We start from the raw sequence: 18,949 nt of genomic DNA, 5'->3' as shown, positions 1-18,949 counted from the left end.
AGGATGACGCCTCGGCAGGCCGTGCCCAACTCGCGTCGGATGCGCGAATGCAACCTTCCGGGGATGTTCTCATCACTCGGGACTGATGGGGTGGGAAGGGTGCGAAGCCGTACACCTGACACCGGACGGGCCGGGGCCCCGGGCGAGGATCCGCTCAGCGCGGAACTGGCCACGGCGGTCCTGGGCGCCCGCAGGAGGGCCGCGCGCGACGGCGACCGGCAGGTCGACACCGCCCACCTCCTCCACACCCTGCTGGAGGCCGACCCCGCCGCCCGCCAGGCCTTCGAGGGCGGCCCGGCCCAGGTGGCCCGGCTGCTGGGCTATCTCGTCCAGCGCACCATCGGCTACGGCCTGCGCTGGAGCGGCACGGTGGAGGACTCCGGCGCCCTCCCCTCGCTCGCCGGGAGCCCCGTGCCCGGCTGGTCGCCCGCGGCCGCCGGTGCCATGCGGGAGGCCCATGCCCGGGCCCGCGCCCGGGGCGCCGCACACGTGGCGGGGACCGATCTGCTCGCCGCCCTGGTGCGCGACTCCCGCTGCCGGGCGGTCGAGGTGCTGCGCCGGGCGGGCGTCGACCCGGCGGCGCTGGGCGCGCGACTGGACGGAGCCGCCCACTGCGAGCGCGGCTGAATCCTTTCCGCACCCTTTTCGCGCCCTTTCCGCCGAGAGCTCCCTTGAGGGGGTTCGGGGAGGGGCTCCCGCGAAGGTTCGAAGAGGGCTCCCGCGAAGGTTTTCGGGGAGGGCTCCCGCGATGCGAAGGGCCCCGGCGAGGCCCCCGCCGAGGGGGTTGCCCCGCGGCCGCCCGTCCGCCTAGGGTGCCGATCATGCCGACGACCGCTGTTCTTCCGCCTCCCGCCGCCTAGCGCGGGCGGCCGCTTCCCGGAGGACCCGGGCCCTGAGGGGTCACGGGCCGATCGCCGCTGCCCGCAGACGGAGCGAGCGATCACCGAAGTCTTCCGCGGGAGAACAGAACAGTCATGCGCAACTCCTCTCTTCCGGCCTGCCCCGTTCCGGGCGGGCCGTCCGACGGCGTGCCCTCGCACACCGGCCCCGGACTCTCCGTCAACCAGGGGCTGGCCTGCGTCGTCGTCGCGGGCGTCGCCTGGGGCACGGCGGGCGCCACCGCCGCGCTCGCCTCGGCCAGCAGCGGCCTGGGACCCGTCGCCCTCACCTTCTGGCGCACGGTCGGCGGCCTCGTCCTGCTGCTGGCCGTGCGGGCCCTGCGGCCCCGGCCCGTCCGTCCCCTGCGTGCGCCCGAGACCAAGCGGCGCCGGGCGACCCGCCTCCTGGTCACCGGTGGTGGTCTCGCCGTCTTCCAGGCCGCCTACTTCGCGGCGGTCGACGGGACCGGTCTGGCGGTCGGCACGGTCGTCACCCAGGGAGCCGCGCCGGTGCTGGTGGCGCTGGCCGGCAGGCTCTTCATGGGCGAGCGGCTCGGCACGGGAGGCCGGGTCGCGGTGGCCGGGGCGCTGACCGGGCTGGTGGTGCTGGTGCTCGGCCGCGACGGCGCGGGCACCGTGCGGCCGGCCGGAGTGGCCTGGGGGCTGGTGTCGGCCGCGGCCTACGCGCTGCTCACCCTCTACACCCGGCGCCTCGGCCGCGAGGGCCGGGCCACGGATCCGTTCACCACGACGCTGACCTCCTTCGCCGTGGGCGCGGTCTGTCTCCTGCCGCTCGCCGCGGCCGAGGGGCTGTGGCCCCGGGCGCAGGAACTGGGGCGCACGCTGTGGCTGCTGGGGTATCTGGTGACGGTGCCGACGGCGCTGGCGTACGGGCTGTTCTTCGCGGGTCTCGTGGCCGTGCGGGCCACGACGGTCTCGGTGATCACCCTGCTGGAGCCGGTCACGGCGGCGGCGATCGCCGTGACCCTGCTCGGTGAGCGCCTGACCGCCGCGACCGCGCTGGGCACGTGCGTGCTGCTGGGCGCGGTCGCGGCGCTCGCCCTCGCCGAGGCCGGCGGGGGCGGGCGGCGGCCGGGGCCGACGGTGACGGGCGACGGGGCCGCGGCGGAGGCCGGGGCCGCTCGGTCGCGGCCGGTCAGCGGCCGGTGAGGTAGTCCGGCACGGGGATGCCGGGGGCGAGGTCGTCCGCCGGGACGGGGGTGCCGTAGGCCGTGGTCACGGGGACGACCCCGCTCCAGTGGGGGAGGGCCGTGTCCTCCTCGTCGTCGGCCGGGCCAGCGTGGCGGACCTTCGCCGAGACCTCGGTGAGGTCGACGCGCAGCACGGCCGTGGCGGCGAGCTCCTTGGCCGACGCGGGCCGGGAGTCCGCCGCCCGTCCCGGCACGACCTGGTTCACCAGGGCGTCGAGGGCATCGCGCAGCTCGGCGGGGTCGGTGACCCGCCGGGCCGTGCCGTGCACCACGACCGAGCGGTAGTTGAGCGAGTGGTGGAAGGCGGAACGGGCCAGGACGAGCCCGTCGACATGCGTGACCGTCACACAGACGGGCATGCCCGGATCCCGCGCCTCGCCCGCCGAGCGCAGGGGCCGGGAGCCGGTGGAGCCGTGCACGTAGAGGCGGTCGCCCACGCGCCCGTAGAGGGTGGGCAGGACGACGGGGGCGCCGTCGCGGACGAAGCCGAGATGGCAGACGTAGCCCGCGTCGAGTATCCCGTGCACCAGGTCGCGGTCGTAGGACGCGCGGTCGCGGTAGCGGGTGGGGGTCGTGCGCTCGGTCCGCTCGTACTGCCCGGCCCCGGGGACCGGCGCGGCGACCGTGGAAGAAGGCATTGCGTTCTCCATTGCACTAGTGCATAGTTGGCTTTGTGCTAGGAGAGTATCGGATCGAAGGCCGTCGTGCGGTGGACATCTCCGCGAGCGTGGAGCGCGCCGTGGGCTCGGGAAAGCTCGCCCCCGGCGAACTCCTGCCGCCGATGCGGGAGTTGGCGGTGGAGCTGGGGGTCAATCCCAATACCGTCGCCGCCGCCTACCGCACGCTGCGCGACCGCGGAGTGATCGAGACGGCGGGCCGGCGCGGCAGCCGGGTGCGCGAGCGCCCGGCCAGCACCCACCGCGAGCTCATCCGGGTGGAGGCGTCGGAAGGCGTGCGCGATGTCTCCGCCGGCAATCCCGACCCGGCGCTGCTGCCCCCGCTCGGCGAGGCCCTCGCCGCGGCCGCCGTGCGCTCCCGCCGCAGACCGGTGCTCTACGGCGACCCTGCCGTCGACACCGACCTGGAGCGCATGGCCCGCGCCGCCTTCACGGCCGAGGGCGTCCCGGAGGGTCCGGTGGCCGTCACCTCGGGCTCGCTCGACGCCATCGAGCGGGTGCTGAGCGCGCATCTGCGGCCGGGCGACACCGTCGCCGTAGAGGACCCGGGCTGGGGGAGCCTGCTCGATCTCATCCCCGCGCTCGGCCTGCGCGCCGCGCCCGTCGCCGTCGACGACGACGGCCCGCTGCCGGAGGAGGCCGACCGGGCGCTGCGCCGGGGCGCCCGGGCCATGGTCGTCACCGACCGCGCGCAGAATCCGACGGGCGCCGCGATCGGCGAGGCGCGCGCCCGGGAGCTGCGGGCCGTGCTCGCCCGCCACCCCGGGGTGCTGCTCATCGAGGACGATCACGGCCACGGCATCGTCGATCTGCCGCTGTGCCCCCTCGCCGGGGTCACCGACCACTGGGCGCTGGTCCGTTCCGTCGCCAAGGCCTACGGGCCGGATCTGCGCCTCGCCGTGCTCACCGGGGACGCCGTCACCGTCGACCGGGTGCGCGGCCGGCAGCGGCTCGGGCCCGGGTGGGTGAGCCATGTGCTCCAGGACGCGGTGGTGCATCTGTGGCGCGCCGGCGCCGTGGACGCGGCGGAGGTCGCCGCCTCGTACGGCCGGCGGCGCGAGGCGCTCGTCGCGGCGCTGCGGGAGCGGGGCGTCGAGGCGCATGGACGCAGCGGGATGAATGTGTGGCTGCCCGTGCCGGACGAGACAGGGGCCGTGGCCCGGCTGCTCCAGGCGGGCTGGGCCGTGGCGCCGGGGGCGCGGTTCCGGCTCGCGTCGCCGCCCGGGGTGCGGCTGACCGTGTCCGCACTGGAGATGCACGAGATAGGGCCGGTCGCGGACGCGCTGGCGTCCGCGACCGGCCCGGTGCCGGCGGGGCGCTACGACTGAGTGGCCGCGTCCCTCTGCGTGGCGTCCCCCTCCGCCACGGTCCGGCCGGTCCGGGAGGAGCGGCGGCTCCTGCTCTGGGTGAGCGCCGCTCCGGCCAGCACGATCAGCGCGCCGACGGGGGTGTTCCAGGTGAGCTTCTCGCCGAGCAGGGTGACGCCCGCCGCGGTCGCCACGACCGGGATGAGATACGTCGTCATGGTCGCGGTCGTCGGGCCGACCTCGGCGACCAGCCCGTACTGGAGGAGGAAGGCGAGCCCCGTGCCGAGCGCGCCCAGGGCGAAGATCGCGAGCAGGGGCACGGCGGGCAGGGCGGACGGCAGGGGGCTGAGCAGCGGTGCGGCGATGCCGAGCTGGAGCGCGCCGATGAGCAGCTGGCCGCCGGACAGTGCCAGGTGCCCGTCGCCGGTGCCCGACAGCGTGCGCCGGACGTAGATCCAGCCCAGGGCGTAGCTCACCGAGGCCACCAGGGCCATGGCGGTGCCCTTCGGGTCCTGCCCCGAGAAGCCCTGCCAGGCCCCGAGCACCACGAGCACCCCGATGAAGCCGAGGCCGAGCCCCGCGAAGCGGCGGCGCGTCGGCCGGTCCTCGGAGAGCGCCACGAGCGAGAGCACCATGCCCCACAGCGGAGTCGTGGCGTTGCAGACCCCGGCGAGGGTGGTGGGGATCGTCAGCTCGGCGTAGGCGAAGAGCGTGAACGGAAAGGCGTTGCAGAAGAAGGCCGCGACGGCCAGATGACCCCAGGTGCGCGGGGAGCGCGGCAGCCGCTGCCGCTTGATCACCAGGGCCGCGACGAGCACGGCCGCGCCGAAGAACATCCTGCCGAAGGAGACATAGGGCGGCGCGAAGCCATCGGTGCCGAGCTTGATGAAGACAAAGCTGAATCCCCAGACGACCGAGAGCACGGCGAAGTTGATCCGCCAGTCGAGGCCCCGGCGTTTCGGTTCGGTGACCGGCGTGACGGTGGTGGAGAGGGCGGGGGAGGGGGATTGCTTCGGCGTCGCGACGGTGCTCATGACGACTACCATGCAGGGACCATAAGTCTTAGAACAAGCAAATAATTCTATGGACCATCGCGTAGCATCGCTTACATGTTGAACCTGGAGCGCCTGCGCACCCTTCACGCCGTCGCCCGCCACGGCTCCGTCAGCGGTGCGGCGGAAGGGCTGCACGTGACGACCTCGGCGGTCTCACAGCAGCTGTCCAAGCTGGAGCGGGAGGCCGGGCAGCGGCTGCTGGCCAAGTGCGGCCGCGGCGTGCGCCTGACCGACGCCGGGCGGCTGCTCGCCGAGCACGCCGGGCGCATCCTCTCCCAGGTGGAGCTGGCCCAGTCCGACCTGGAGGCCCAGCGCGGCCGAGCCGTCGGCGAGCTGCGGCTCGGCGCCTTCCCCACGGCCGCCCGCGGCCTGTTCCCGGCCGCGCTCACCGCGCTGCGCGCGGACCATCCGCAGCTGCGCGCCCGGCTGGTGGAGATGGAGCAGGAGGAGGCCGTCGAGGGGACGGTGCGCGGCGACATCGACCTCGCCGTGGTCCTCGACTGGTACAACAAACCGCTGCCGGTACCGGCCGAGCTGGTCAGGGCCCCGGTCCTGGACGACCCCGTGGACGTCGCGGTCCCCGCCGGGCATCCGCTCGCCGACCGGGCGGACGTCTCCCTCGCGGACTTCGCGGAGGACGAGTGGATCGCCTGGCCCAAGGGCGAGTTCTGCCACGACTGGCTGCTGTCCACGCTGCGCGGCCAGGGCATCGAGCCCCGGATCGCGCACATGGCCGAGGAGCACGCCACCCAGCTCGCCCTGGTCGCCGCGGGCCTGGGCATCGCGGTCGCCCCCCGGCTCGGCCGTGGCCCCCTGCCGGAGGGGGTGCGCGCGGTGCCCGTACGGAAGACGATGTGCCGCCACGTCTTCGCCATCTGGCGCGCGGACGCGGACCGCAGACCCTCGATCCGCGCGATGGCCGACGCGCTGCGGGCGGCGGCCGGGGGCGTGCAGGGGTGACGGACGGGGGCGTACGGGGGCGTACGGGCAGGGGCGACGGACTACGGGGCTGACGGACGGGGCGTACGGGCCGGGCGGCGCGCCCACCCGTACCGGGTCACCCCTTCCCCAGCTTGCGGAAGTCCCAGGAGACGACGGCGTCCGGCGTCAGCCGGAGCCAGGCGTGCCGGCCGTCGTGGGGCATCGCCGTCGAGCCGAAATACTTCTCCGCGAACAGCCGCTCGGGGGCCACGAGCTCCGGGCAGGCCACGCCCCGGCGCGGGGCCTCGCCCACCACGGTCACCGTGCCCGCCAGCTCCGCGCCGCGCAGCTCCTCGTACTCCTCGCCGTCGTCGACCACCACCGCCACCCGGGGGTCGCGGCGCAAATCGGCCCAGCGCCGGCTGCGGACCAGGGAGTACAGCCACAGCGCCCGCCCGTCCCAGACGTACCACAGCGGGCCGACGTGCGGCCGCCCGTCCCGCCCGGCCGTCGCCACCCGGCAGGTGCGCCGCCCGGCGAGGAAGGCGTCGAGCTCGGCCCGCGTCATCATGATCCGGCGGCCCCGCCGCTGTGTGACGGTCATCCCCGCGCCACCCGCCTTCCGGATCCGACGTACGCGACCACACGGACTGACCTGACCGCTCGCCAGAAGGATGGGGCCTCTTCCCCGGCACCGCAATGCCCACTAGCCTCACGCGCGCCCCCCGACGAGGCCCGGTTACCAGTACGGACCGTCGCCGGGGAAACAGGGAGCGGGGGAACACCATGGCCACTCAGGACCCGTTCGCCGAGGAGACCGACCCGGCGAGCACCGTGCTGCTGACCGTCGAATGCCAGCGCGGGGTCGTCGGCCCCGACAGCGCGCTTCCCGAACTCGCGGCCGTCGCCCGCGCCTCCGGGGCCCTGGTCAATGTCGCCCGCCTCGTCGCCGGAGCGCACGAGGCGGGCGTCCAGGTCGTGCACGCCGTCGCCGAACGCCGCCCGGACGGCCGCGGCGCCAGCCGCAACGCCCACCTCTTCCGCGTCGCCGAACGACTGCCCGTGCAACAGCTGACCGGCACCCACGCCGTCCGGGTGGCCGAACCCGTACCCGTCGGCGAGGGGGACCTGATCGTCCGCCGGCTGCACGGGCTCTCGCCGCTGGCCGGGACGGGCGTGGACGCCCTGCTGCGCAACATCGGCTGCCGCACCCTGATCGTCACCGGCGTGTCGGCCAACGTCGGGATCCCCAACGCCGTCTTCGACGCCGTCAACCTCGGCTACACGGCCGTCGTCCCCTCCGACGCCATCGCCGGGGTGCCCGCCGACTACACGGCGGCGATGGTGCGCCACACCCTCGCGCTGGTCGCCACCGTGACCACGACCGATGCCGTCCTGCGCGGCTGGCGCCGGCGGGGCCGTCCCCGCCGGGCGCCCGGCCCCGATGGGCTCGGCCCGGGGTTCAGCCCAGGGGTCAGCCCAGGATGATGGAGTCGCCGTTCACCGAGATCCGCTCCTCGGGCAGCGGCTTCTGCGCCGGGCCACCCCGTACGGCCCCGTCGGCGACCGAGAACCTGCTGCCGTGACAGGGGCAGTTGATGGTGCCGTCCGCGACGTCCTTCACCACGCACCCCTGGTGGGTGCAGACCGCCGAGAACGCCTTGAACCGCCCCTTCGCCGGCTGGGTGACCACGACCTTCCGGTCGGGGAAGACCTTGCCGCCGCCCTCGGGGATCTCCGACGCCCGGGCCAGGGCCGCACCCGCACCCGCCCCGGACGTGGCTCCCGTCCCGGGCGTGCCCTTGTCGCCGGCCGCCTGCCCCGGCGTCCCCTTCGACGCGCCCGACGTGTCCGGCGCATCGCCCGAGTAGCCCGATCCCGCGTCGTCGGAGCCGCCGCACGCGGCGAGGACGGCGGCGAGACCGGCGGCTCCGGTCGCCGCGACGACGGCACGGCGGGTGGCGCGGGACGGGCCGGCCGGGGCAGCGGGATCGGCGGGATCGGACGGGGCGGATGGCGCGGGTGACGAATGCGTCATGATCGTTCCTTTGCTGTCGCTTCGCATCAGCTGGTTCGAGGACTCATACGGCCGCGCCGCGCCCGGCGTTCAGACGGTCACCCCCGGGCGATTAATCTGGGGCGATGCTCCCCGAAGTCACGGCCACCCGCTATGTCACGCCCTTGCGTGAGGGCGGCTCGCTCCCCGGCATCGTCGAGGCCGACGATCTCGGCACGTACGTCATGAAATTCACCGGCGCCGGCCAGGGCCGCAAGACGCTGGTCGCCGAGGTCATCTGCGGGCAGCTGGGCCGCCGCCTCGGCCTGCGCGTCCCGGAGCTGGCCCGCATCCAGCTGGACCCGGTCATCGGCCGCGCCGAGCCGGACCAGGAGGTCCAAGCGCTGCTCAAGGCCAGCGGCGGGCTCAACCTCGGCATGGACTTCCTGCCCGGGGCGCTCGGCTTCGACCCGCTCGCCTTCGAGACCGACGCCGCCGAAGCCGGCCGTGTGATCTGGTTCGACGCGCTCATCAACAACGTCGACCGCTCCTGGCGCAACCCCAACCTGCTGGTGTGGCACGGCCGCCTCTGGCTGATCGACCACGGCGCCACCATGATCTGGCACCACAACTGGCCCGGCGCCGCGACCGCCGCCGGCAAGCCGTACAACGCCTCCGACCACGTCCTCGCCACCTTCTCCCCGGACATCGCCGGGGCGGCGGCCGAACTGGCCCCCCGGGTCACCGAGGAACTGCTGGCCGAGGCGGCCGCCGACGTCCCCGACGAATGGCTCGCCGACGAGCCCGGTTTCGACAGCCCGGACGCCCTGCGCCGGGCGTACGTCGAGGTGCTGCTCGAACGCGCGGCGACCATCGGCGAGAGGATCACCATGGGCGAACGCACCGCGGACAAACCGTCGCAGGCGCCGGAATGGGTACGTGTCAGGCTGGACGGAAAGGGCGCCGCGAAGTGACGGGCCACAAGGACCACAAGGGCCGTGACGGCGCGAAGCGCGACGTCTTCGAGTACGCGCTGCTGCGCGTCGTCCCCCGCGTCGAGCGCGGGGAGCAGATCAACGCCGGAGTGGTCGTCTACTGCCAGGCGCAGTCGTATGTGACGGCGCGCGTCCACCTGGACGAGAACCGGCTGCTGGCCCTCGACCCGGCGGCGGACGTGGCCGGCGTCCGGGCCGCGCTGCACGCCGTCGAGGGGGTCTGCGCCGGGGGCGACCGGGCCGGGCAGGCGGCCTGCGACGACGCCGGCCGCCGGTTCCGCTGGCTGATCGCGCCGCGCAGCACGGTGGTACAGCCGGGACCGGTGCACACCGGGCTGACAGCCGACGCGGAGCGCGAGTCGGAACGCCTGCTCGATCTGCTGGTGCGGTAGCGCCCCGAAGGGGCGCGGGACAGCGTCGATGTGCGGCTACCGCCGTGTGGGCGCGACCGGCCACGACGCACCCGCAGATGGCGTACCGGACTTCCGGCGGAGCGCTCAGCGCTGGTGGGACGGCGCCGGCGCGGTGGCGGGGACGCCCGGGACGAGGGGCGTGCGGTGAGGCGTTGACAGCGCGTGGCGGGACTTCTAGCGTCTGATCGACCGAGCTACTGAGCGGTTGCTCACCCCGCCGCCGCTCCCCTGGCCGGAGCGCGCCGCCGGGGCGAGCCGCCTTCGAGGTGAGGAGAACCCGCATGTCCACCACCGAACCCCGCGTCGCCCTCGTCACGGGCGCGGCCCGCGGCATCGGCGCCGCCACCGCGGTGCGCCTGGCCGCCGAGGGCCGCGCGGTCGCCGTCCTCGACCTCGAGGAGGCGGCCTGCGCGGACACCGTGGAGAAGATCACGGCGGCGGGCGGCAGGGCACTCGCCGTGGGCTGCGACGTCTCCGACGCCGCCCAGGTGGACGCCGCGGTGGCCCGCGTCGCCGCCGAGCTGGGCGCGCCGGTCGTCCTGGTCAACAACGCGGGTGTGCTCCGGGACAACCTGCTGTTCAAGATGAGCGAGAGCGACTGGGACACCGTCATGAACGTGCACCTGCGGGGCGCGTTCCTGATGTCGCGCGCCTGCCAGAAGCACATGGTGGACGCGGGCTTCGGCCGGATCGTCAACCTCTCCAGCAGCTCGGCCCTCGGCAACCGCGGCCAGGCCAACTACGCGGCCGCCAAGGCCGGCCTCCAGGGCTTCACCAAGACCCTCGCCAAGGAGCTCGGCAAGTTCGGCATCACCGCCAACGCCGTCGCCCCCGGCTTCATCGCCACCGACATGACGGCGGCCACCGCCGCCCGCGTCGGCATGAGCTTCGAGGACCTCCAGGCCGCCGCGGCCACACAGATCCCCGTGCAGCGCGTCGGCGAGCCCGAGGACATCGCCAACGCGATCGCCTTCTTCACCGGCGACCAGGCCGGTTTCGTCTCCGGCCAGGTGCTGTACGTGGCCGGCGGCCCGCTCGACTGACCCGGCCGGCCGCCCGAGGAGAAACCAAGGAGAACGGACAGCATGCCCGCCACACCCTCCACACCCGCCACGCCCCCCGTGCCCGCTCGGGAAAGCGAACCCTCCGGCAAGGTCGCCCTCGTCACGGGTGCCAGCCGCGGCATCGGCCACGGCATCGCCCGGGCCCTGGTGGCCCGCGGCGACCGCGTCGTCATCACCGGCCGCAACGAGGACGCCCTCAAGCAGGCCGTCGAGTCCCTCGGCCCCGACCGGGCCATCGGCGTCCCGGGCAAGGCCCACGACGAGGCCCACCAGGCCCTCGCCGTCGAACGCGCCATGGAGACCTTCGGCCGTGTGGACTACCTCGTCAACAACGCGGGCACCAACCCCGTCTTCGGCCCCATCGCCGACCTCGACCTCGCCGTGGCCCGCAAGGTCTTCGAGACCAACGTCGTCTCCGCGCTCGGCTTCGCCCAGCGGACGTGGCACGCCTGGCAGAAGGACAACGGCGGCGCGATCGTCAACATCGCCTCCGTCGCCGGGGTCGCCGCCTCGCCCTTCGTCGGCGCGTACGGCATGAGCAAGGCCGCCATGGTCAACCTCACCCTGCAACTCGCGCACGAATTCGCCCCGGGCGTCCGCGTCAACGCGATCGCCCCGGCCGTCGTGAAGACCAAGTTCGCCGCCGCCCTCTACGAGGGACGCGAGGAGGAGGCCGTGGCCTCCTACCCGCTCGGCCGGCTGGGCGTACCGGAGGACATCGGCGGCGCGGCCGCCTTCCTCCTGTCGGACGCCGCGGGCTGGATCACGGGCCAGACCCTCGTCGTGGACGGCGGGCTCTTCCTCAACGCGGGGGTCTGAGGGCCTCGCTCTCCCCTGCGGCAGCCGTTGTCAGTGGTCGGCGGTAAGTTCTCCGGCGAGAACGGAACGAACCCCGGAGGTTGTCGACGTGACCGTCACCGACGTGCTGCCCGAGTCCTGGCACGGTGTCCTCGGCGAAGAGCTGGAGAAGCCCTACTTCAAGGAGCTGACCGAGTTCGTGGAGGAGGAGCGGGTGAAGGCCCCGGTGTATCCGCCGCGCGGGGAGGTCTTCGCCGCCCTGGAGGCCACCCCGTACGAGCGGGTGAAGGTCCTCATCCTCGGCCAGGACCCGTACCACGGCCCGGGCCAGGGCCACGGCCTGTCCTTCTCGGTGCGGCCGGGCGTCAGGACCCCGCCGTCGCTGCGCAACATCTACAAGGAGATGCGCGAGGAGCTCGGCTACGACATCCCGGACAACGGCTACCTGCTGCCGTGGGCCGAGCAGGGCGTCCTGCTGCTCAACGCCGTGCTGACCGTCCGGGGCGGCGAGCCCAACTCCCACAAGGGCAAGGGCTGGGAGAAGTTCACCGACGCGGTCATCCGCGCCGTCGCCTCCCGCCCCGACCCGGCCGTCTTCGTCCTCTGGGGCAACTACGCGCAGAAGAAGCTGCCCCTGATCGACGAGGAGCGGCACGTCGTCGTCAAGGGTGCCCACCCCTCGCCGCTGTCGGCGAAGAAGTTCTTCGGCAGCCGCCCCTTCACCCAGATCAACGAGGCGGTGGCGGCCCAGGGCCACGAGCCGATCGACTGGCGGATCCCGGGCCTCGCGGTCTGACGGGCGAGCCTTTCCGCCTGCCCGGCGTGGATCAACGCCCGTACACCTGGTGGCAGATCCGCGACGCGTCGCCGCCCTTCTCCCACTTCCCATAGGTGTCGCCGAGGGCGCACAGGCCCTTGCCCTGCTGCCCCCGTGACGCCGGGGCCGGTGCGGGGGCAGGGGCCGGGGCCGCGTGGCGCTCCTCCGGTTCGGGCGCCGGCCGGGGGGCCGGGCGTTCGGGCTCGGGCGGCGCCGGGGCGGGTTCCTGACGCTCGGCCCGCCGCTCCGGGGAGGGGGCTCGCCAGGCGCCGCCCGGATCGGTGGCGGGCGGGGGAGCGACGAGCGACGGCGCGTCCGGGGAGCGCCGCGCCCCCTGGTCGCCACCGGCCGGCCGTGAGGGCACCGGAGGGTCCCAGGGCATGGTCGGATCGGCCGGGTCCTTGGGGCCCGCCGGGCTCTTCGGGTCGTACGGGGCGTACTGGTTGTACGGGTCGTTCGGGCCCTTCCGGAAGGGGTCCGCCGTCCGGCCCGGTGTCCCGTCCGCCCCCGGCGCCGGCCTCCCGTCCGGTGAGGGTGACCGGGAGGCGCCCGGGCCCGTGACGGTCAGCGACTCACGGGCCGGGCCCTGAACGGCCCGGGACCCGCCGGGCGAGCCGGGCGCGAGGGGGTGGGGAGAGACGGAGACACAGCCGACCGCGGCCGACATGGCCACCGCCACCAGGACGGCGGCTGAGGGCACTCGATGCATTCGGCCAACCCTGCTGCCCGCCAAGGGACATGGGGAATTCCCCGCAGGGGTGACATGGGTTCACGGCCCCGGCCGCGCTCCGCTCAGGCCCCGGTCGCGCCGTCGACGCGCTCGCGGATGAGGTCGGCGTGACCGTTGTGCCGCGCGTACTCCTCGATCATGTGAATGAGGATCCAGCGGAGGCTGAAGGGCCGGCCCGGGTGGAACCCGACACCGGTGCCGGTGTCGTCCAGCGCCCGCGCGGCGGCGAGCTCCCGCGCCTTGGCGACCTCGGCCTGCCAGGTGGCGAGGGCCTCCTCGCCGGTGTCCTTCTCCGTGACCTTGAAGTCCTTGTCGCGGTCGGTCTCGTCGTAGTAGATCGGCGGCGCGTCCTCCGCGGACAGCACCCGCCGGAACCAGTGGCGCTCCACCTCGGCCATGTGCCGCACGAGCCCCATGAGGGACATGATGGACGGCGGCGCGGACGCCGTCCGCAGCTGCTCGTCGTCCAGGCCGGCGCACTTGATGGCCAGCGTGGTCCGGTGGAAGTCCAGCCAGCTTTCCAGCATTTCGCGTTCGCCCGCGGTGGTCGAGGGCATGGGGCGCTCATTGATCGTCATGCTGTCATCATCGCTGCGCGGTTCGAATCGACGCCAGGGGGTTATCGCCCCAGCGCTCCCCGCAGCAGCTCCCTGAACCCCTGCCGCAGTTCGGCGCGGCCGGGCGTCTCGGCGTGGTAGGAGCCCGCCGCGCACGAGAACATCAGCCCCTCGCACCACGCGATGAGCGACAGCGCGTGCCGCTCCGGTTCGGGGGAGCCCGCGGCCGTCAGCAGCGCGATCACCGGAGCGCGGAAACGGCCCCGGCCCGTCGCGTCGTAGATCTCCCTCAGCTCGGGCCGGCGCGCCGCCTCCAGCGCCAGTTCGTAGCGGGCGAGGAGCAGCTCGCGCTGCCCGGTCAGCGAGCGGTGGAGCGCGAGCGCGAGGGCGTCGGCGAGCGCGTCGAGCCCGTCCGCCCCCGCCGGGTCCGGCATCTCACGGGGCGTCAGCACCGCCTCCTCGCGCTCGGCCAGCCGCCGTACGGCCGCCTCCAGCAGCGCGGCACGGGTACGGGCGTGGTTCGACGTCGAGCCGGGCGGCAGCCCGGCGGCCTCGTCCACGGCGCGATGGGTCAGGCCCCGCATGCCGCGCTCGGCGAGCAGGGTGAGCGCGGTGTCCGCGATCAGCTGGGCGCGGGGACGGGCGGGGGCGGGGGCGGTCTTCTCGGGGCGCACGACGCCAATCTACCGCCCGCACTACAGCTGTAGTAGCCTGGCTGTCACTACACCTGTAGTTCCCTGTTTCCTGTTCCTGCTTCCCGGTCGGGAGGATCCATGGCACAGCCCCGCGCCGTCGTCATCGGCGGCGGCATAGGCGGCCTCACCGCGGCCTGCGCCCTGCACCACGACGGCTGGACCGTCACCGTCCTCGAACGCGCCGCCGCCCTCGAACCCGTCGGCGCCGGTATCGCGCTGGCCCCCAACGCCCAGCGCGCCCTCGACAGCTTCGGCGCCGGCGACGCCGTACGCGCCCTGTCCGGCTGGCAGGCCGACGGCGGCCTGCGGCTGCCCGACGGCCGCTGGCTCTCCCGTACGAGCAACGAGGCCGCCGCCCGGCGCTTCGGCGGCCCGGTCGTCGTCGCCCACCGCGCCGACGTCGTCGGCCTGCTCGCCGCCCGCCTCCCCCAAGGGTCCGTACGCACCGGCAGCCCCGCCACCCTCGCCGACCCCGGCGCACCGGACCGCCCCGCCCGCGTCACCACCCCCGACGGCGACCTGGAGGCGGAGCTCGTCGTCGCGGCCGACGGCATCCACTCCGCCGTCCGCGCCGCCCTCTTCCCAGGCCACCCCGCCCCCCGCTACACCGGCGCCACCGTCTGGCGCCTGGTCGTCCCCCGCCCCGCCACGCCCTTCCCGGCGCACGAGACCTGGGGACCCGGCCGGCTGTGGGGCACCGTCCCGCTGCACGACGGCCGCGTCTACGCCTACGCTCAGGCCGTGGCCCCCGCCCGGGCCGTCTCACCGGGCGGCGAACTCGCCCAGCTCCGCCGCCTCTTCGGCGACTGGCACCACCCCGTGCCCGACATCCTCGACGCCGCCGACCCCGCCGCGATCCTGCGCAACGACGTCCACACCACGACCCGCCCCCTGCCCGCCTTCCATCAGGGCCGGGTCGCCCTACTCGGCGACGCCGCCCACGCCATGGCCCCCAGCCTCGGCCAAGGCGGCTGTCAGGCCATCGAGGATGCCGTCGTCCTCGCCCACGCCTTGAGCGCCGCCGACCCCTGCGAGGCCCTGGCCGAGTACACCCGGCAGCGCCTGTCGCGCACCACGGCCGTCGTCCGCCGCTCGGCCCGCGTCGCCCGCCTGACCCGCCTCTCCTCACCCCTCGCGTGCGCCCTGCGCACCGGCGTCCTCGCCACCGTCAACCGCCTCGGCCCCCGCGTCGCCCTGCGCAGTCTGGACGGCGTGGCCGACTGGCGACCGCCCGCGCGGCCCGGACGTCAGGCGGCGGACCTCAAGCCGAGCCATACGAGCAGCTCCACGACCCCGTAGAGGGCCAGGACCGTCAACGAGCCGTAGACGGCCCAGTCGCCGGCCCGGACGTACGGGCTGGTGCCGCGCGCCAGGGGCACGTCGTAGACGGCCGCGGCGCTCCGCTCCGTGCCCAGCCGCTCGCCGACGATCCGTCCCCGCGGGTCCGCCACCGTGCTCACGCCCGTCAGCGTCGCGTGCACCATGGGCCGCCAGGTCTCGGCGGCCCGCAGCGCCGCGAGCGAGGCGTGCTGGGCGGGCGCCCAGCTGCTCTGGAAGGTGGACGTGGCCGACTGCGCGACGAGCAGCTGGGCCCCGTCCCCGGACAGCTGCCGGCTCATGTCCGGGAAGGCCGACTCGAAGCACACCAGCGGCCCGACGAGCAGCCCCCGGCCCCGGGTGTCCGGCAGCCGCATCACCACCTGCCGGTCCCCGCGCCGCCGGTCCTCACCGGCGGCCTTGCCCACGGACGTCGCCCAGCCGAGCAGCGAACGGGCCGGAACGTACTCGCCGAAGGGCACCAGCCGCATCTTGTCGTAACGGTCCCCGGTGGGCCCGTCGGGCCCCACCAGCACCGAACTCTTGAAGATCCCCGGCCGGTCCGACCGCCGCGCGTCCACGTTCACCAGCAGGTCCGCGCCGACGGTCCGGGAGAGCGCGGCCAGCCGGTCGCGCAGGTCGGGCCGGCTCCCCAGATCCTGCCCCACGCTGCTCTCGCCCCACACGACGAGATCCACCCGCTGCCCGGCGAGCTCGCGGGTGAGCTTCTCCTCCCGATCGAAACGCCGCTGCACGCTCCCCACCCCGTCGACGACGCCGGGCTGCACGACCGCGACCCGCACCGTCCCCGCGAGCTCCGGCACCGGCGCCCACCCCCACACCCCGGCGACGGCCGCCGCGCAGACGAGCAGCCCCGCGACGGCCACCGCGCGAGCGCGGGGCGCCGAAACGAGCGCGGCGATAGCGGTGTTGACGCCCACGATCAGAAACCCGACCAGCCAGACGCCCCCCACGGACGCCATCCGCAGCGCCGGGGCGACCTGCCACTGACTGGCCCCGAGCAGCCCCCAGGGCCCGCCCAAGTACTCCCAGGACCGCACGAGTTCGACGCCGATCCACCCGGAAGGCACGACGAGGAGGGCCGCCGCCACCCGCCCGGCCCCCGGCCCGGCCCCCAGCAACCGGCGCACGAGCAGCCCCCAGGGCGCCCACAACAAACCCAGCAGCGCGGCCAGCACCAGGATGAACACATGCAGGCTGGGCAGCAGCCAGTGATGCACGGCCAGCAGAAACCCGGCCCCGCCCAGCCACCCCTCCACCGCCGCCCGCCGCGCCGTGGGCGCCCCCCGTACGAGCAGCATCCACGGCACGAGCGCCACCCAGGCGAGCCACCACAGGGAGGGGGCGGGGAAGGCCAGGGCGGGCAGGGCGCCGGTGGGGACCGCCAGACCGGCCCGCCACCACGGCGAGGTGAGAAGCCGTCTCAGCCGCTCTGTTGACGACAGCATCGTCATCACATACCTCCCTCAAGCGTGCTGATCATCAGTGTGGGACATGCCCGGTCGTTTGCCTGAGTCACCACGCATGCGCAGATCCTGTCCGCGTCGGGAATCCTGTTTACCAATGAGGCCAGATGGTTGGGTGACTTCGCCAGTGGTCTTGATCTGGACGCGCAGTGCCGACTCCACCGGTGTCAAGGAGGTATTCGGTCGTGTCCTGACCGAGATCGGGACATCCTCATGGCCTGTGTTCCAGGCATGAGAGCAAAGTGCCCCACAGAGGGGTAAGCGTATTTGCAGATAATGCGAGGCATCATGCAAATCTCCGCGTCTCCCCGAAGGGTCTTCACTCCATGGGCGGCTTCCTCTCGGCAGGCAGGACTCATCGCGCATGGATGTCAGCTCAAACAGGCGGCGAGAAGCACTGCCAGGGGCAGACGGTGTCGATGAACGGCGCTCCAGCAGTCAATACTTCGCCTCACCTGTCGGAGTAGTCAGCCTTGTTCTCTGCTCTTTCACTCCGCCTATCGGACACCTGAGGTGCCTGGAGAGTATGGGCTGCACTTTCCGTACTCATGGTGGGGGGTCTCATGAGCACCAGATCGCCCGGGCTTCTCGGTCGTGCAGCTCTTGAATCCCGCCTGGCGGCAGGCATATTCCTCCTGGATGAAACGCTCGGGCCCAAGAGGGGTGGATCGCCGGGCCTCTGCGTGATCCCGAACCGGGTGTAGTGGTCTGCCGAGAAACCGCATCCTATATCTCTCCCGCAGTCGGTGTGCGGTCTTCGCGCCTCCTGCCGTTGCGGTGAGTGGGAGCTGTCAGAAGTCCGCGAGTGCCAGGAAACGGAAGGAGTCCCGATGCTTCCCGGCCGACACCCCCTCAAATACGGTGGGTGCCGGGAATCATGACAGTCGGTAGCCGAAATCAGGATGGAAGCCCGGTAGGAGGGGCCCCGTGACACGACAGACCATCGAGCTCCCGCAGCTGCGGATGCCGTATCCCGCGCACGTGAATTCCCACTTCCCGGCTCTACGCGAGGAGAATGAGACGTGGGCCCGTCGCATGGGCATGCTCGACTGTGGTGCCATCTGGGATACGTCCCAGTTTCACGCCATGGCCGTTGACCGACTGACGGCGTGGACCGTGCCCGACGCCTCACTGGCCGACCTTCGACTCGTTCACAGGCTCATGCTCTGGACGCTGGCCTGGGACGACCACTTTGCTTTCAAGTTCAAACGAACGGGCGACTTGTCGGGGGCGCGGGCCTTCACTGCCCGCCTGCACTCCTTCCTGTCGCCGGTTCCTGGTGCGGCGGTGCCCGATCCGGTCAACTCCGTAGAAAAAGGGCTGGTCGACCTCCAGTACGACCTGCTCCGCTCCACACCAGTGCACATGCGGCAGGAGCTGAACCGAGCCCTGCGGAGGTATGTCGACGCGGGCGTGCAGGAGCTGGTCAACAACCTCGCGGGTCGTGTCCCCGACCTCATTGAGTATGCCCTGTTCCGGCGTGAAAGCTTCGCGGCTTACACCGCCCCGTGTTTTGTCGAGCTCTCCACCGGAGCGGCGATCCCCGAGAGCATCAAGCACACGCGGACCGTATCCGCCCTGTTCGATGCTTTTATGGACCACATGGGACTCGCGAACGACATAGTCTCCTACCAGCGGGAAGTCGATGACGAACACGACGTCAACAACCTCGTGGTCGTCCTCAAAGCCTCCCTGGGTGTCTCGGTGCAGGAGGCGTTGTACGCCGCGGCCGATCTGGTCGATGCCAGGCTCCGCTATTTCGAGCATCTCGCGCAGACCGAACTGCCCCCGGTCATCCGGCAAGCCGGGCTGGACCCGGGCGAGCGCGCCGACCTGGAGGCATGGCTGAAGGGAGCCCTCGGTTTCCTGGCAGGCCTCTACGCTTGGTACACCAGCGCACGCCGCTACGTTCCGGAAGGCGGGCCGCTCGCAGAGCGGCACCCGACCGCCGAGGCTGTGCCGGTCGGCTGACCGCTCAGGCGTTTGGACGGATACGGCGCTTGACAGCCGACCACCAGATGCCCCCCCGTA

20 protein-coding genes are annotated in these 18,949 nt (G+C 73.4%); 12 read left to right on the top strand and 8 right to left on the bottom strand.

The genetic code is table 11. The features are described 5' to 3' along the window. The first annotated feature begins 99 nt into the window (after nucleotides 1-99). Complete coding sequence (locus tag ACFYZR_RS29565) at nucleotides 100-627, top strand: Clp protease N-terminal domain-containing protein (RefSeq protein WP_391915776.1); 528 nt, start codon at nucleotides 100-102, stop codon at nucleotides 625-627. Nucleotides 628-974: 347 nt separating this feature from the next. Then, nucleotides 975-2,048: a DMT family transporter gene (locus tag ACFYZR_RS29560; RefSeq protein ID WP_391915774.1), complete on the top strand. Its 1,074-nt coding sequence runs from the start codon at nucleotides 975-977 to the stop codon at nucleotides 2,046-2,048. Here the strand turns inward: ACFYZR_RS29560 and ACFYZR_RS29555 are convergent. Beyond that, the gene (locus ACFYZR_RS29555) at nucleotides 2,035-2,727 is read right to left on the bottom strand and encodes a pyridoxamine 5'-phosphate oxidase family protein (RefSeq protein ID WP_391915772.1); all 693 of its coding nucleotides are present in this window, start codon (nucleotides 2,725-2,727) and stop codon (nucleotides 2,035-2,037) included. The two genes, ACFYZR_RS29560 and ACFYZR_RS29555, sit on opposite strands and share 14 nt — an antisense overlap. 35 nt (nucleotides 2,728-2,762) lie before the next feature. On the opposite strand from ACFYZR_RS29555, the gene ACFYZR_RS29550 reads away from it, so the two are divergent. After that, nucleotides 2,763-4,094, top strand: coding sequence for an aminotransferase class I/II-fold pyridoxal phosphate-dependent enzyme (locus tag ACFYZR_RS29550; protein WP_391915770.1), 1,332 nt, complete (start codon nucleotides 2,763-2,765; stop codon nucleotides 4,092-4,094). Here the strand turns inward: ACFYZR_RS29550 and ACFYZR_RS29545 are convergent. Beyond that, on the bottom strand, nucleotides 4,085-5,107 hold the full coding sequence (locus ACFYZR_RS29545) for a DMT family transporter (RefSeq protein ID WP_391915766.1): 1,023 nt from the start codon (nucleotides 5,105-5,107) through the stop codon (nucleotides 4,085-4,087). The genes ACFYZR_RS29550 and ACFYZR_RS29545 overlap by 10 nt on opposite strands. A gap of 75 nt (nucleotides 5,108-5,182) precedes the next feature. On the opposite strand from ACFYZR_RS29545, the gene ACFYZR_RS29540 reads away from it, so the two are divergent. Then, the gene (locus ACFYZR_RS29540; protein WP_391915763.1) at nucleotides 5,183-6,088 is read left to right on the top strand and encodes a LysR family transcriptional regulator; all 906 of its coding nucleotides are present in this window, start codon (nucleotides 5,183-5,185) and stop codon (nucleotides 6,086-6,088) included. 97 nt (nucleotides 6,089-6,185) lie between these two features. Here ACFYZR_RS29540 and ACFYZR_RS29535 read toward each other — a convergent pair whose 3' ends face one another. Further along, complete coding sequence (locus tag ACFYZR_RS29535; protein WP_391915760.1) at nucleotides 6,186-6,653, bottom strand: pyridoxamine 5'-phosphate oxidase family protein; 468 nt, start codon at nucleotides 6,651-6,653, stop codon at nucleotides 6,186-6,188. Between the two features lie 182 nt (nucleotides 6,654-6,835). On the opposite strand from ACFYZR_RS29535, the gene ACFYZR_RS29530 reads away from it, so the two are divergent. Next, nucleotides 6,836-7,537 (top strand): cysteine hydrolase, encoded by a 702-nt coding sequence (locus ACFYZR_RS29530; protein ID WP_391915757.1) that lies wholly within the window; start codon nucleotides 6,836-6,838, stop codon nucleotides 7,535-7,537. Here the strand turns inward: ACFYZR_RS29530 and ACFYZR_RS29525 are convergent. Continuing rightward, a complete protein-coding gene (locus ACFYZR_RS29525) occupies nucleotides 7,524-8,087 on the bottom strand; it encodes a Rieske (2Fe-2S) protein (protein ID WP_391915755.1) in 564 nt (187 codons plus the stop codon). The genes ACFYZR_RS29530 and ACFYZR_RS29525 overlap by 14 nt on opposite strands. A 104-nt stretch (nucleotides 8,088-8,191) precedes the next feature. On the opposite strand from ACFYZR_RS29525, the gene ACFYZR_RS29520 reads away from it, so the two are divergent. The 5 genes from ACFYZR_RS29520 to ACFYZR_RS29500 all read left to right on the top strand — a co-directional run bounded on the left by ACFYZR_RS29520 (nucleotide 8,192) and on the right by ACFYZR_RS29500 (nucleotide 12,111). Continuing rightward, entirely contained in the window at nucleotides 8,192-9,019 is an 828-nt protein-coding gene (locus ACFYZR_RS29520) for a HipA family kinase (protein ID WP_391915752.1), read from the top strand. Continuing rightward, entirely contained in the window at nucleotides 9,016-9,432 is a 417-nt protein-coding gene (locus tag ACFYZR_RS29515; protein ID WP_391915749.1) for a DUF3037 domain-containing protein, read from the top strand. The genes ACFYZR_RS29520 and ACFYZR_RS29515 overlap by 4 nt, the downstream gene beginning before the upstream one ends. Before the next feature lie 302 nt (nucleotides 9,433-9,734). Next, nucleotides 9,735-10,496 carry a 3-oxoacyl-ACP reductase FabG gene (gene fabG, locus ACFYZR_RS29510; RefSeq protein WP_391915746.1) on the top strand — a complete coding sequence of 254 codons (762 nt, stop codon included), beginning with the start codon at nucleotides 9,735-9,737 and terminating at the stop codon, nucleotides 10,494-10,496. Between the two features lie 42 nt (nucleotides 10,497-10,538). Continuing rightward, nucleotides 10,539-11,336 (top strand): SDR family oxidoreductase, encoded by a 798-nt coding sequence (locus ACFYZR_RS29505; protein WP_391915743.1) that lies wholly within the window; start codon nucleotides 10,539-10,541, stop codon nucleotides 11,334-11,336. Nucleotides 11,337-11,424: 88 nt separating this feature from the next. Continuing rightward, a complete protein-coding gene (locus tag ACFYZR_RS29500) occupies nucleotides 11,425-12,111 on the top strand; it encodes a uracil-DNA glycosylase (protein ID WP_391915740.1) in 687 nt (228 codons plus the stop codon). 31 nt (nucleotides 12,112-12,142) lie between these two features. Here ACFYZR_RS29500 and ACFYZR_RS29495 read toward each other — a convergent pair whose 3' ends face one another. The 3 genes from ACFYZR_RS29495 to ACFYZR_RS29485 form a co-directional block, all read right to left on the bottom strand. Then, nucleotides 12,143-12,841, bottom strand: coding sequence for a hypothetical protein (locus ACFYZR_RS29495; protein WP_391915737.1), 699 nt, complete (start codon nucleotides 12,839-12,841; stop codon nucleotides 12,143-12,145). 83 nt (nucleotides 12,842-12,924) lie between these two features. Next, nucleotides 12,925-13,440 carry a DinB family protein gene (locus ACFYZR_RS29490; RefSeq protein WP_391915734.1) on the bottom strand — a complete coding sequence of 172 codons (516 nt, stop codon included), beginning with the start codon at nucleotides 13,438-13,440 and terminating at the stop codon, nucleotides 12,925-12,927. Between the two features lie 41 nt (nucleotides 13,441-13,481). Beyond that, complete coding sequence (locus ACFYZR_RS29485; protein ID WP_391915731.1) at nucleotides 13,482-14,093, bottom strand: TetR/AcrR family transcriptional regulator; 612 nt, start codon at nucleotides 14,091-14,093, stop codon at nucleotides 13,482-13,484. 99 nt (nucleotides 14,094-14,192) lie between these two features. Between ACFYZR_RS29485 and ACFYZR_RS29480 the strand changes: the two genes are divergently transcribed. Next, entirely contained in the window at nucleotides 14,193-15,413 is a 1,221-nt protein-coding gene (locus ACFYZR_RS29480) for an FAD-dependent monooxygenase (RefSeq protein WP_391915729.1), read from the top strand. Here the strand turns inward: ACFYZR_RS29480 and lnt are convergent. Beyond that, complete coding sequence (gene lnt, locus ACFYZR_RS29475) at nucleotides 15,362-16,906, bottom strand: apolipoprotein N-acyltransferase (protein WP_391915726.1); 1,545 nt, start codon at nucleotides 16,904-16,906, stop codon at nucleotides 15,362-15,364. The genes ACFYZR_RS29480 and lnt overlap by 52 nt on opposite strands. Nucleotides 16,907-17,845: 939 nt before the next feature. On the opposite strand from lnt, the gene ACFYZR_RS29470 reads away from it, so the two are divergent. After that, nucleotides 17,846-18,889 (top strand): hypothetical protein, encoded by a 1,044-nt coding sequence (locus ACFYZR_RS29470; RefSeq protein ID WP_391915723.1) that lies wholly within the window; start codon nucleotides 17,846-17,848, stop codon nucleotides 18,887-18,889. The last annotated feature ends 60 nt before the right edge of the window (nucleotides 18,890-18,949 follow it).

The organism is Streptomyces sp. NPDC001678 (assembly GCF_042892945.1).
In the GTDB taxonomy this organism is placed as follows: Bacteria; Actinomycetota; Actinomycetes; order Streptomycetales; family Streptomycetaceae; genus Streptomyces.
The sequence above is the reverse complement of the archived record's forward strand: the minus strand, read 5'-3'. Positions and strand labels throughout refer to the sequence as shown.